The organism is Paenibacillus sp. ATY16 (genome assembly GCF_003399985.2).
Taxonomy (GTDB): Bacteria; Bacillota; Bacilli; order Paenibacillales; family Paenibacillaceae; genus Pristimantibacillus; species Pristimantibacillus glycanilyticus.
On record NZ_NMOK02000023.1, the window covers coordinates 391,346 to 404,458 of the forward strand.

Here is a 13,113-nt window from a genome sequence, read left to right on the forward strand (position 1 = left end):
AAAAGAAAAAGACCCGAAACCTCTTGGTTACAGGCCCTCAATTGCTTACGCGTGCTTACGCGGAAAAGATTTTTTGTCCGATCGCGATAAACATCAGCAGCAGGTACGCCATGCTCATCGTAAAAAATCCCAGTCGCCATACGGCGCGGAACACCCGCTTCACGTTTACGTTCCCGCGTTTGCGGAACTGCATATTGCCCAGCAAGCCTCCGCCGAGCAGCATAAAAAGAATTATAGCATACAGTCCGAAGGAACTGTTAAAGATGGAATCGAACAATACGGCCACGCATCCGATCAGAAGCGCGGTCGTAACATCCATCGCCAGCTGGAACGCTTTTTTTCTATCGTCCGAAAACATGCCATACCCGAAATAAACCAGAAGAAACGGAATGACAGGTATGACTGCCAAATAGGCGTAGACATATTTTATGCTGTCCCATAAGAAGCCCATGTCATTCGCACCTTCCCTCGTTTTTCTTAACGGAGCTGCTTCACGAGTGTCGTTACGGCATCATTGAACGGCGAGGCTATGCCCAAACGTCTTGCGAGCCCGGAAACACCGCCGTTTATCCAGTCGATTTCCGTCTGCCGCCCTGCCCTCACGTCACTCAGCATGGACGAGACGTTAGCCGCCGTAGCCTCGCATACCCGCATCACAAGCTGCCATCCGTTATCGCTTGACTTCATCCCGTCTGCCGTAAGAATCGCCGAGGTTTCCTCGAACAAGGCTCTCATCAGCTTCAGCCTTGACGGATGCTGCGGCAGCTCTCCGTTAGTCGTATCGTAAATCGCCGTAAGCGGATTAATAACCGCATTAATAAGCAGCTTTTGGTAAATCATGTCCTTCATCTCATTCGACAAACCCGCATGGAATCCTGCCGATTTCAGTAAATTTAGCAACAAAATTTGGAGATTATCGTCCTTTTTGTCCTCCGCATACGCTCCAAACCATAAAGGACCGTCCCCCGTGTGCCTAACATGGCGAGCGTCATCGAGCCGCCTTGCTCCAACAGACGTTACGCCCGCATAGAGAAGCGCATGGGGAAGAGCCGCCGCCAGCTTGTCCATGTGACCGATTCCGTTCTGAAGGCACAATATCGCCGTTTTTCCGCTGCTTAGCCGCTGAAGCTGATTCAATAGCGGTTCATCGATATGGCTTTGCTTAACCGTCAATAGGATCCAGGCCGGGGATTGCTCGGCACCGTCTCCGGCTTGTCCTTTTGTACAGGCCTGAAGGCTTGCAAGAGAATAACTGTTCACCGCAATATCCCTGGCATCCCCATCCAGCGTTTCCAGTCTGATGCCTTCCGCCCGGAGCCGCTCCGCCTGCTTGTCCGTTCGTGTCCACACCGTAACCTCTTGCCCCGTCTGAGCCAGCAGACCGGCATGCAGGAGACCAATCGCTCCGCCTCCAACTATATGTATCTTCAAACTCGGATCACCACTTCGGAAGTATTGGGCATAAAAAAAGTATGCTCGTATATATAGCATACTTGTTTCAGGCTAAAAAGCGAACACCCCGCCGTTCATCGCCGGCGGGGCATTCACCTATTCAATTCGTTCCAAATTTCCGTTTGCATCCATTTTAAAGCGAGGCTTTGCTTCCTCTTCATGCGTCAACACCGCCAGACGGCGTGCCCGGTCCATAATCTGAATCAATGTTTTATAATCATCATTGACGGCCCGGTAATCGGTTTGAACATTATTTACTTCTCTAGACAATCTCTCATTCTCTTCGCGCAAACGATCAATTTCATCATCTTTTTCCTTCAGCTCTTTCTCGAAGGATTTGATTTGACGGCTTACGTCCTGATAAGTGGTCTTGAACTGTCTAAGAAAACGAATAATGGAATCAACGGATAAACCTTCTTCCGTCGTTACCGCATTAGCACTAAATGCTCTTTCTTCTGCATCGTAAACGGCAATAGAAGAGACATGCGGGGTTGCGACAATCGCCTGTTTTTTCAAATAATTGCGCTTCTGGCGCTGCTGCTTGGCGATTTGAATCGCTTCTTCATAACGTTTGCGGACACAGCTGTTCCAGCGGAATCCGCAAGCCGCCGAAGTCCGTCCTATACGTTCCCCTACCTCTTCAAATGCCGCTAGCTGGGTACTACCTTCGCGAATATGGCGTAGTGTAACTTCGGCGAGTATGAGATCGTCGTCGGGACTCCACGCATCTTGTCTGACTGCTGTCATGCGACCAAAACCTCCTTACGTAAAGGCGCTTACTTTATCTCTATGCCCTTGGTAGAGTTCATAGAATCTATCGGATACTAATTTGTATAACCAAATTTCAAAAAGCTCATACATAATTCATCCGATTAACGAGCAAACTGGTATCGTAACGCTTTCAATTTACACAAAATAGTTGATTTTGTTCGTACTTGCTTGTTTACACTGCCAAATTCAACCGTTATAATGTACAATAGAAATTCGGGTCAGAGCGAAGGGGGGATGGTTTCATGGCACGCATGTATCGGGTACTCGGTTTTTGGACTCTTGTGATCGGCTTGATGGCCTTCGCAGGTCACATGACTGAATTCGCGCTTCTGTTTTTTGCACAAGCGGTAGCTTTCGTTTTCCTGGGTTATCTCAAATTTAGCGAACGAACATACATACTCATGTTCTGGGGATATATGGCAATTTCGTTTGTAGGCTTTACTTACTGGACCGTATTCAAAATGGGCAACCCCTTCTAAAGTTTGCGAACGACAAAAAAAGGTGCAGCTCCTTATGGAGCGGCACCTTTTCTCATTTATCCAGCACAAGCACTTTAAACGTCTCGCTCATTCCGTCGCTCAGCAGCAGCTGGCGCACCGCCCGGTTCATTTTGGCCGCTTGGCCGAAAGGGTCGGTATCCGAATGATTTTGCAGGAGCCCCAAAGCTCCGTGATCAATAAGAAACTGCTTCTGGGTTCCGTAATAGGCAATTCGCCATCCCCCGGCTTCAGCGGCATGGCGGAGCGGCGTAAACGGCACATGCGCCGTTATATCCTGCTCTCCGATCCGAAGGTACGGCTCGTCGGAAGCGATATGATCCGAATAACAGAGCAAGGTCCCCTTCATCCGGTGACTTGCCGTATATTCCTCCGCCTCATGACCGTAATCAATGATAATGACACGCCCTTCTCCCAGCACATCGGCCATACTTGCAAGCCATTGCTCCGCATCCAGATTAACCTCCGTCTGCTGACCTTCCGTTAGCCGGATACCGCCCTTTTGCAACGCAACGGCTATCCGTTCATCCGAGAGCGGCATACGCACCTCGTAAAAGCCATCCTCCGCATTTCCGGCTACGCCAAGCTCAACAAGCTTTCCTTCCTCCACCGTCACCCGATTCACCGGAAAGGCATCCAGCAGCTCGTTGGCGAGCACAACCGCAGGAAGCTCCTGCCAGTACCCCCCGCCCTCCAGCGCTTCGTCAGAAGATAGGAATAACGCCGTATCAGAGCCGATAGTACGCTTCGCTTCTTCCAAGTGGCCCGGATGATCTTCAACCAGGACAGGCCGGCATTGAAGATCGGAACAGTATTCTGCCCGTGCCCGCCAGGCTTCTTGGATCTGCATCGTAAGCCGCCCCGTGCCCGCTCCCCATTCCACAAGCTGAATACGGCCTCCGGCCGCTTGGACGGCGTAGTCCAATACGTAATTCGTCAAGCAATGCGCCATTACGGCACCTACGGCAGAGCTGGTGTAAAAATCGCCTTCCCGCCCGATTCGTACAGGTCCTGAACGATAATAACCGTCCTGCTTGTCATATAAACATAAACTCATATATTGTTTGAACGTCATGCAGCGAAGGCCTGGAGTGTTCATGCTGCCCTCCTGCCAGCCGACCGCAGGCATCTCGGCGATCTGCTCCGAAATCCGGCTGATTAACGATTTTTTGCCTATTTTCACCTGCTCATCTCCCGCTTATAAGATATAATAAATGGAACCGTCGCATACAATGGTAGCTGTACAGGCCTAGCAACGTAAGAAAGGAGGCGGCTGGTGGCATTCCATCGCATTTATGTTCGCGTCAGATGGCTCTTTATCCTTCTTATCGTTCTTATGCTTGCCATCTGCAAGCTTCCCGTCATGGCCGAGCCTCAATTGACGGAGGACGAGCAGGTCAATCAGATACTGGAGAAGAGCTTGTCTATCGTTGAGATTGACAAAGAAATCGCACGCATACAAGCGGAAAAAGAAAAGGTTGCGGGCGACATGTCCGTCACCGACAAACGGATTGCGCAGCGCGAACAGGAAATCAAGGAGAAGCGGGAAGAAGCGGGAAAAGTGCTTCGCGCTTATTATATGGGTGAACGCGAGCTTCTGCTGCGCGCGATTATTTCCTTCGATTCGATTCACGATTTATTCGCTATGCTGGACTACGTAGACATTATTTTTTCGCGGGACCGGAACACGCTCGATTCTTACACGAAGGAATATAAGAGCTTGAAAGAGGAATACGTCAAATTGGACGGAAGAAAAACGGAGCTCGAAGATATCGAAAACCGGCTTCAAACCCAGCGCAGCCGGGTTGCGCAGCTGGAGCAGCAGATTGACGGCCAGCTCGCCGGACGTTCCGACGCGGATCGGCTTCGCCTGCTGATGCAAGAGCTGACGAATTATTGGGAATCGGCCGGACTTGAGGAAGTGGAGCAGTATTTCGACGCTTTGTCCAAAGCGATGAACAAGCTGCCCAGCTGGATCGAGGACAATAAGGAGTACCTGGAGATAAACGGGTTTAATTATACGATTCATATTCCGGAAGACGCGCTGAACGCTTTCCTTCGGGAGCAGGATAAACGGTTTAACGACTTCTCCTTCCGGTTTGAAGACGGCAAAGTAATCGCATCAGGCAAGCACGATAATATGGAAATTGCCGTCTCCGGTCATTACACCGTGGAAGACAAGCCAAAGAACGGCATTGTATTCCATGTCGACGAGTTGTTGTTTAACGGTTTCGCACTGCCTGACACGACGCGGAAAGCGCTTGAAGACAAATTTGATCTCGGTTTTTATCCCGGTGATATCATTAAATTCATACAAGCTAAATCGGTTGAAATGAAAGACAAGGAGCTCACTGTTTATTTGAAGATGAAGCTGTAACCGATTGGATAAAGGCGGCAATGTCTGTCGCCCCGCTCGTATACAGCTGCCATGAAGCTTCCCATCGGCTCCATTCCTTATGCCAATTCGGGTCAGGCGGTTCGCCGATTGGCTCTTCATTTAGCAAAGGCAACCACCATGTAGGCGGATACTGGGCCGTTGAGCCCGAATATCCGCCTATTTCGTATATCGAATTTTTCGCGGGCAATTTGCCTAGATGTTCGTAATTGCGCCCCTGCTCGGTCACGCTCGTCATCTCTTTAATCCAGCTGAAGGCCGCGTCCGCCCTATCCGTATTCGCCGAAACGACAAAGCTGCTGCTCCCAAGCCATAAGTTGCGAAGCTTAAGCTTATCGATTAGCAGCTTATCCTGCTCGGATTGGGATAGTGCTTTATAATCCGACCACGATACAACCGAGACAAGCAAACGCTGATTGTCCATCTCCGTGCCAAGCAAGCGTTTATTAACGGCGATTGACGGAATCGTCAAAGAAGCCGTCTCCGAAAGACGATTAGCCGACTCGTCATTCAGGATTAAGGCAGCTGCCCCTCTTTTCTCTGCGCTGCTCCAGGCATCCAGCCAAGCTGCCGTTCCGCTGAAATCCGCAGGCAAATAAAGCAAGGAAGCCGGCGCCGACCCGGAAGCCGTTAGTCGGTCCGCGAGCTGGAGGAAGCTTGTCCAATCCTTGGGAGGATCGCTCATGTTCTGCTCGGTCAGCATAGCTTTATTCCACACAAGAATGGACGGGTCTGCATCGTAAGGTATACCCCAGAGATAACTGTTCCACTTGAGCGGTGCAAGCAGCTTGGCAGGCTGGTCGGACAAAGTGCTTGCCGTATTGACGCTATCAACGGGCTCAAGCAGGCCCATAACGGCAAACTCCCTTACCCAGCCGCTGTCCATCAGCATAATATCGGAGGAAGCGCCCAGCAGAAGATCTTGCTTCCAAGTGGCATACGCCTCTTCCTTCGACTCGATATTCAGCAGCTCAACTTGGATGTTGGGGTATTTGAATCTGAAACGTTCATTTGCCTCTTCTAAGTAAGCAAATTGCTCAGCCGACATGGAAACGGTTACAACAATGGATTCCATCGGTTCGTCATCCAGCTCGTTAGCGACGGGTCCGGTATTTGAGTCATGGGAGCTGCCGCCGGATGATGCCGGCTTATGCGGGTCCATGTTGGGAATAAGCAAAATAACGGACAACAGCACTGCTCCTGCAAGGATCATCACAAATCTCCTTGTAGCCACACACTTCTCCCTTTCCGATATATCTTAAGCCCCCGAAGTCTAGTCTATTAAAACCTATCATAGCAATAAAACGCAGAGTTGTCCAAACAAGTCTAGGACTTTATCCCCCCGGCCTATAGGTTAATGTGACTCACTCCGTAATTCAAATGTTCTTCCGATCGCCATTGCTCGTGGATTCCATCGATTTAAGTGTAAGCAGTGTAGGAATCCACTCACAAAAGCGAACGTTACACTTCTCCAGAATCATTGAATTACTCCGTTTGCCCTATTAACCTTTGCCTTTAAACAGCAAAATAGCGGTGCTGGGATTTTCCCGGCACCGCTACATTTTTAAAGATTACAACAGATCCGCTGCGAGCTGGGCGAGCTTGGAACGCTCGCCTTTTTCGAGAGTGATGTGACCGCTTATGCCTTCGCTCTTGAAATGCTCGACGATATGCGTGAGTCCGTTGCTCACGGCGTCCAGATAAGGATGGTCGATCTGCTCCGGATCGCCCATCAGAACGATTTTACTGCCCTCTCCCACGCGGGAGACAATGGTTTTGACCTCATGCTTCGTTAAGTTCTGCGCTTCGTCGATAATGATGAACTGACCCGGAATCGAGCGTCCGCGAATATAGGTAAGAGCTTCGACCTGGATGCTTCCGAGTCCCATTAATATTTTATCGATGTCGCCGGATTTCTTGGTATCGAACAGATACTCCAGATTATCGTAGATCGGCTGCATCCATGGACGCAGCTTTTCTTCCTTCTCTCCCGGCAGGTAACCGATGTCCTTGCCCATCGGCACGACCGGGCGGGCAATCAACAGTTTTTTGTATTTATGCTCATCCTCCACCTTCAAGAGGCCGGCGGCAAGCGCAAGCAGCGTCTTGCCCGTGCCGGCTTTGCCGGTCAGGGTGACAAGCGGGATTTCATCGTTGAGCAGCAGCTCAAGAGCCATGCGCTGCTGAGCGTTGCGGGCCGTAATTCCCCAGATCGGGTCATTGCTTAAGAACAACGGCTCTAGGCGTACGCCGTCCTGGCTGACCTTCAGCAGGGCGGATTTGGAGGTTCCCATCTCGTCCCGCAGAATTACGAATTCGTTAGGCTTCAGCCTGGCGATATTCTGCATGCTTTTGACCGTCAGGAACCGGTACGTATAAAATTCGTCGATAACAGACGGATGGACAAACAAGGTCTCGTAGCCGGCATAAAAATCAGTCGTGGACACGGTCCGGTCGGACAAATAATCCTGGGCTTTGAGGCCCAGCACATCCGCTTTGATCCGGACCAGCACATCTTTGCTTACAAGAACGACAGTGCTGGATTGTTCGTTCTCCAACTGTTCCAAGTGATAGTTGAGCGCGACGGCAAGAATTCGGTTGTCATTGGTCATTTCTCCAAACATCTCTTGCACTCGCATGAAACTCCGATGATTAAGCTCCACCTTTAACAGTCCGCCGTTAGGAAGCGTTATGCCCTCGTGTAGATGCCCTTCCACCCGCATACCATCGAGCAACCGGGATATGGAACGCGCATTGCGCCCTAGTTCGTCTGCCAGCCTCTTCTTGGAGTCGATTTCTTCCAACACCACCGCGGGAATGATGACTTCGTTATCCTCGAAGGCAAAGAGCGATTGCGGATCATGAAGCAGCACATTAGTGTCGAGCACGAATATTTTTTTCATGAGAACCCTCCCGGCGTCGGTCATTCAATAGATAGACATACATAGCCATACTTGGCTACGGGTACACTACATTCTGATTAGACGATGTGCAACAATAAAAAGAGGTGGAATCAACATGTACCGGAAACTTATTGCGGCGATCGCTATTGCGGCAATTACGGCTGGCTGCGGCAACGCCCTTCGAAACGAAACATCACCCTCTCCTCAAAATAATGGCTCTGTTCGCGCACAGCAGACAAGTCCTCAGAAAAAAGAAATTGCGAATCCTGAGCAAGTCTCCAGGCATTTGGAACAGCTGGCCATGGGCATCAAAGGTGTTACGAATGCGCACTGCGTGGTGCTCGGGAACACCGCCGTGGTTGGGATCGATGTCGACAGCAAGCTTGATCGCTCCAGAGTCGGCACAATCAAATATTCCGTCGCCGAAGCTTTCCATAAAGATCCCTACGGCATTGATGCTATCGTAACAGCCGATATGGATTTGTCACAGCGGCTGAACGAAATCGGTGCGGATATCCGCCGCGGCAGGCCGATCAGCGGCTTTGCGGAAGAGATGGCTGACATTATCGGCCGTATCGTACCGCAGATCCCTCGAGAGGTTATGCCGCAGGATCCGGAAGTACAACAGCGGGCTAACAATTTACACAAACTTCATTAGCTTGTATACCGCGCCATAAGACACAAAAAGCCTAGTGATCAAATCACTAGGCTTTCCTTACGACAGTATGTCCGTTTGGACAAGCCTGTCATCAGTTTATTCGGTTCCATCCGGATACATGCCGAGATCGGCACACAGATGCATTCTTCAGCCGCAAGGCTCAAGAGGTTTCCCGAGCGCTCGTCACCGCTTCTTCTATTAAGTGTGAATGTCGCGGCTACGGCTTTGGGCATCCGCATGACCTCCTCTAGGAAGGATTTCATATCCGTACACCTATTATAGCGGTAAAGTAACCGCCAGTCTATGGTTATTCAGCCATTTTCGCTTGCAAAGCCGCACGAGCTTCGCTAAGCTTGGCTTCATCCAGATAAACGTACGGACTCTTCCACACGCCTTCTAACGGAATGAATTGAACATCCGAGCTGCTGATGCCGAAATACGTCTTCATCAGGTTCTGAATTTCCTTCGGCGGCATGTCGATTTCCATGTTGTCGCCAACAGCGTCAATAACTTCGCCCATTTTCGTGATTCCGCTTAGCGATTTCATCTTGTCGACGATCTTCGCTACCACTTCGCTTTCGCGCTTGTTGCGGTCGAAATCGCTGGACATGTTTTTGCCGTCGTTCGATTTCCGGTAACGGACAAAATCAAGCGCTTGGTCCCCGCTAAGCTTCTGGAAACCCTTCTTCAGATTGATGTTGGTGCCGTCATAATTATCGACGTACCTCATATCCATATCGACGTTCACTTCAATGCCGCCAAGGGCGTCTACAACGTCCTCAAAGCCTTTAAAGTTAACAACCGCCGTATATTTCAAATCTACGCCAAAAAATTTGCCCAGCATATCCCGAATCGCGCGTTTTGCATCCTCTTCCGCCGCTTCCTTGTCCATGCCTTTTTCGGAACGGGCTTGGCTGAAGAACGTTGCATAGTTGGCGTTCGCCTTGCGCTCGCCATAACCTTCCAGCTGCAGCAAGGAGTCGCGCGGAATCGAAATGACCGTGGCCGATTTGGAATTGGGATTAAAGACGGCCACCATCATGACGTCGGTGTTCATCCCGCCGCCCTTAGCCCTTGTATCGAGGCCAAGCAATACCATTCCGACTGCTTTCTTCTTGACGGATTCCGCAGTGGGAATCTTTACGTCATCGTTTGAAACCGTACCGATTTGCTGGATTGCATTGTTCGCCTTGGTAGCCAAAAATCCGAAGTATGCCACGATAATCAAAATAACAGCTAAAAATAGCAGTAACACGACTTTCCATACGCGTCTTTTCTTCGGTTGCTTAGGCGATCTAGGAGCAGTCTTGGCATTTGCTCTCCGGGAAGGCAGTTCAGCCGAGCCTTGCGTCATAGGATCATCACCTTTATGTCAGTTATATTTCGGATTGGACCGGATATCAACGAGAAGCTGCTCGGCAGCCTCCCGCGGATACATTTGCAGCTTTGTGCGTCCGTTGCGTTCATATTTGACGTGAACCATCGTCGCATCCGTTGCCGAAATATGCAGATTGGAAACCTCGTGGTCTTCCGACAAAATTTGCGCGAAGAAGTCACGGGTATCCAATGCCGCCCGATCATCCGGCCGGTCTTCGGCTACGATATGAATCTGCAGCCAGTTGAACAAGGCATCATCAAACGTCATTTGCCTGAATCAGCTTCCTTTACGGCGCCGCTGTCGGCCCGGTTATTTTTCCATTTGTCGTAGAGCTGCCGGCCGCGAAGCATAAGCATCATAAGCACGGCAATTCCCATACATTGAATAATAGGAAGCTTGTCAACCTGCAGGACCATCAGCACAAACGAGCCGATGGCCATCAGGATATAGACAAGAACTTCTTTCAGGATCGGAAGCTTCTGATTGTTAGCCCTGAACACTTTGTTGAAGATATAAATCGTAAATCCAAGAATAAGCAAATACGATACGGCGTGATGGTCGCTCAACCATTGCTGCATGCCGTGACCCCCTTATGCCTGCCAGGTGATTATGCGTTTGCTTGCGCCATTTTGCGGTGCTTCTCGGCACGCTCGCGCTCGCTCTTATTCAAGATTTTTTTACGCAGACGAATCGACTTCGGCGTAATTTCGCAATATTCGTCATCGTTCAGATACTCGAGCGCTTGCTCAAGGGAGAACAGACGAGGCGTTTTGAGCTTAACGGTATCATCTTTGCCGGCGGAACGCACGTTAGTAAGTGCCTTCTCTTTACAGATGTTTACGATGATATCGTTATCGCGGGTATGCTCGCCAACGATCATGCCTTCGTAAATTTCGGTGCCTGGCTCAACGAATTGAATACCGCGGTCTTCCACGCCCAGCATGCCGTAGAAGGTCGATGTTCCCGTCTCGCTCGATACGAGTACGCCTTGGTGACGGCCGCCAACTCCGGCTGCAAGTGGACCGTAGCTGTCGAATGCATGGTTCATAATGCCGTAGCCGCGCGTCAAAGTGAGGAACGAAGTACGGTAGCCGATCAAGCCGCGTGCGGGAATGATGAACTCCAGACGAACTTGGCCGTTGCCGTTGTTGATCATGTTCACCATTTCGGCTTTGCGCGTTCCAAGGCTTTCCATAACGGCGCCCATGCTGTCTTCCGGAACGTCAATCAGAAGACGTTCGTAAGGCTCGGACTTCACGCCGTCAACTTCCTTAATGATTACTTCCGGTTTCGATACTTGAAGCTCGAATCCTTCACGGCGCATATTCTCGATCAGAATGCCGAGGTGAAGCTCGCCACGGCCAGACACGATAAAGGCGTCAGGGCTTTCCGTTTCTTCAACGCGCAGCGCAACGTCAGTCTCAAGCTCCTTGAACAGACGCTCGCGAAGCTTACGGGAAGTAACCCATTTGCCTTCGCGGCCCGCGAACGGAGAGTTGTTGACAAGGAACGTCATTTGCAGCGTAGGCTCGTCGATTTTCAGAACCGGCAAAGCTTCCGGTTTCGAAGGATCGGCAATGGTCTCGCCGATATTAATGTCTTTAATACCCGCGATCGCAACGATGTCGCCTGCGCCAGCTTCTTCGATCTCGATACGCTTCAGACCCTGGAAGCCAAACAGCTTCTCGATGCGGGCTTGCTTCACGGCACCCTCACGGTTAATTACCGCAACGGATTGTCCTTGACGAACGATACCGCGGTTCACGCGGCCAACCGCGATACGACCCAGGTACTCATTGTAGTCAAGCAGGGTTACAAGATATTGAAGCGGCTCATCAACCGTTTCGGTTGGATGAGGAATGTGGCTTACGATCGTGTCGTACAAAGCTTGCATGTTGTCATCTTGCTTCTCGGGATCAAGGCTGGAAGTACCCATCAATGCGGAAGCATACACAACCGGGAACTCCAGTTGATCGTCATTCGCGCCAAGCTCGATGAACAGGTCGAGCACTTCATCAATAACTTCCGTAGGGCGGGCATTCGGACGGTCAATTTTATTAACGACAACAATCGGCGTAAGGTTGCTCTCGAGTGCTTTGCGCAATACGAATTTTGTTTGCGGCATGCAGCCTTCAAACGCGTCGACAACGAGCAATACGCCGTCAACCATCTTCATGATCCGTTCTACTTCACCGCCAAAGTCCGCGTGTCCAGGTGTATCGACGATATTGATCAGGTAGTCTTTATAAGTAATCGCCGTATTTTTCGCCAGGATGGTAATACCGCGTTCGCGTTCCAAGTCGTTGGAATCCATTGCGCGCTCCTGTACAGCTTCATGTTCTCTGAATGTACCTGATTGCTGCAGCAGCTTATCGACCAAAGTTGTTTTGCCGTGGTCTACGTGGGCGATAATCGCAATATTCCGGATGTTTTCTCTTGCTTGCATAACTAATAATCCACTCCATTTTGTCTAATTTTCTTTCCTTACACAACTTACCGGACACTTACCAGCGGCGCGAGCGGTTTGTGATTACCATCCAGCCGCCGGCAATCATCAGGACAAGCGCAACAAGATAAATTCCCCAGCTCCATAACAAGACGAGCAACAGAAAAACTGCTGAAGCAACGGCAAGCGCTACAGACGCCGTAAGCGCAAATCGCGGGCGGGACGAGCCAAATAAATAATATTCGTAAAGACCGATGGCTGCGCCAAGCAGGAACAGCGGCCACAAATATTTCAGTGCATCCCATCCAGAAATGTTGCAAACCATAAACAGCAGCGCAGACACGGTTAGTATTCCACCTGGTACAAGCGCTGCCGCGGGAAGAAGCCTGCCGAAATAAAATACATGCAGAAGAATTCCCGGAATGAGGACGAGCAGCGGCCAAAAAATAGCCCCCAAAAAGCTGAATACACCAAGTTTGCCCAGTAAAATAACGACCCCAGCTAGTAACACAATAATTCCAGCGGAATATTTGTTATTAGGCATTTGCGTTCCGCTCCTTACAACGTCTACCCCCATACAGACGTACGACGCCAGTTTTTATCTATCATAGTT

Annotated in this window: 14 protein-coding genes; 3 read left to right on the plus strand and 11 right to left on the minus strand. The window is 50.3% G+C overall.

What is annotated here, in order from left to right:
• Positions 1 to 55: 55 nt before the first annotated feature.
• The 3 genes from CFI03_RS14680 to CFI03_RS14690 form a co-directional block, all read right to left on the minus strand.
• Entirely contained in the window at positions 56 to 451 is a 396-nt protein-coding gene (locus tag CFI03_RS14680; RefSeq protein WP_015845475.1) for a DUF3397 domain-containing protein, read from the minus strand.
• 26 nt (positions 452 to 477) lie between these two features.
• Positions 478 to 1,431 carry a ketopantoate reductase family protein gene (locus tag CFI03_RS14685; RefSeq protein WP_248757778.1) on the minus strand — a complete coding sequence of 318 codons (954 nt, stop codon included), beginning with the start codon at positions 1,429 to 1,431 and terminating at the stop codon, positions 478 to 480.
• 117 nt (positions 1,432 to 1,548) lie between these two features.
• Positions 1,549 to 2,199, minus strand: coding sequence for an RsfA family transcriptional regulator (locus CFI03_RS14690; protein WP_127498522.1), 651 nt, complete (start codon positions 2,197 to 2,199; stop codon positions 1,549 to 1,551).
• Between the two features lie 266 nt (positions 2,200 to 2,465).
• Between CFI03_RS14690 and CFI03_RS14695 the strand changes: the two genes are divergently transcribed.
• A complete protein-coding gene (locus CFI03_RS14695) occupies positions 2,466 to 2,702 on the plus strand; it encodes a DUF2626 domain-containing protein (RefSeq protein WP_015845478.1) in 237 nt (78 codons plus the stop codon).
• 52 nt (positions 2,703 to 2,754) lie between these two features.
• Here CFI03_RS14695 and CFI03_RS14700 read toward each other — a convergent pair whose 3' ends face one another.
• Positions 2,755 to 3,903, minus strand: a complete 1,149-nt coding sequence (locus CFI03_RS14700) for a class I SAM-dependent methyltransferase (protein WP_248757779.1) — start codon at positions 3,901 to 3,903, stop codon at positions 2,755 to 2,757.
• A 93-nt stretch (positions 3,904 to 3,996) separates the two neighbouring features.
• Between CFI03_RS14700 and CFI03_RS14705 the strand changes: the two genes are divergently transcribed.
• Entirely contained in the window at positions 3,997 to 5,097 is a 1,101-nt protein-coding gene (locus CFI03_RS14705) for a hypothetical protein (protein ID WP_248757780.1), read from the plus strand.
• Here CFI03_RS14705 and CFI03_RS14710 read toward each other — a convergent pair.
• Complete coding sequence (locus tag CFI03_RS14710) at positions 5,069 to 6,349, minus strand: extracellular solute-binding protein (RefSeq protein ID WP_248757781.1); 1,281 nt, start codon at positions 6,347 to 6,349, stop codon at positions 5,069 to 5,071. The two genes, CFI03_RS14705 and CFI03_RS14710, sit on opposite strands and share 29 nt — an antisense overlap.
• 337 nt (positions 6,350 to 6,686) lie before the next feature.
• Positions 6,687 to 8,018, minus strand: a complete 1,332-nt coding sequence (locus CFI03_RS14715) for a PhoH family protein (RefSeq protein ID WP_127498531.1) — start codon at positions 8,016 to 8,018, stop codon at positions 6,687 to 6,689.
• Positions 8,019 to 8,133: 115 nt separating this feature from the next.
• On the opposite strand from CFI03_RS14715, the gene CFI03_RS14720 reads away from it, so the two are divergent.
• Positions 8,134 to 8,676 carry a YhcN/YlaJ family sporulation lipoprotein gene (locus CFI03_RS14720; protein ID WP_248757782.1) on the plus strand — a complete coding sequence of 181 codons (543 nt, stop codon included), beginning with the start codon at positions 8,134 to 8,136 and terminating at the stop codon, positions 8,674 to 8,676.
• Between the two features lie 307 nt (positions 8,677 to 8,983).
• On the opposite strand, the gene CFI03_RS14725 is transcribed toward CFI03_RS14720, so the two are convergent.
• The 5 genes from CFI03_RS14725 to CFI03_RS14745 are packed head-to-tail and all read right to left on the minus strand — an operon-like array spanning position 8,984 to position 13,044.
• Positions 8,984 to 10,030 (minus strand): LCP family protein, encoded by a 1,047-nt coding sequence (locus CFI03_RS14725; RefSeq protein ID WP_248757783.1) that lies wholly within the window; start codon positions 10,028 to 10,030, stop codon positions 8,984 to 8,986.
• 18 nt (positions 10,031 to 10,048) lie between these two features.
• Positions 10,049 to 10,321, minus strand: coding sequence for a hypothetical protein (locus CFI03_RS14730; protein WP_127498537.1), 273 nt, complete (start codon positions 10,319 to 10,321; stop codon positions 10,049 to 10,051).
• A complete protein-coding gene (locus CFI03_RS14735; protein WP_127498539.1) occupies positions 10,318 to 10,632 on the minus strand; it encodes a YlaH-like family protein in 315 nt (104 codons plus the stop codon). Before CFI03_RS14735 ends, CFI03_RS14730 begins: the two co-directional genes overlap by 4 nt.
• A 29-nt stretch (positions 10,633 to 10,661) precedes the next feature.
• The gene (gene typA, locus CFI03_RS14740) at positions 10,662 to 12,500 is read right to left on the minus strand and encodes a translational GTPase TypA (protein ID WP_127498541.1); all 1,839 of its coding nucleotides are present in this window, start codon (positions 12,498 to 12,500) and stop codon (positions 10,662 to 10,664) included.
• A gap of 58 nt (positions 12,501 to 12,558) precedes the next feature.
• Positions 12,559 to 13,044, minus strand: coding sequence for a hypothetical protein (locus tag CFI03_RS14745; RefSeq protein WP_127498543.1), 486 nt, complete (start codon positions 13,042 to 13,044; stop codon positions 12,559 to 12,561).
• Between the last annotated feature and the right edge of the window lie 69 nt (positions 13,045 to 13,113).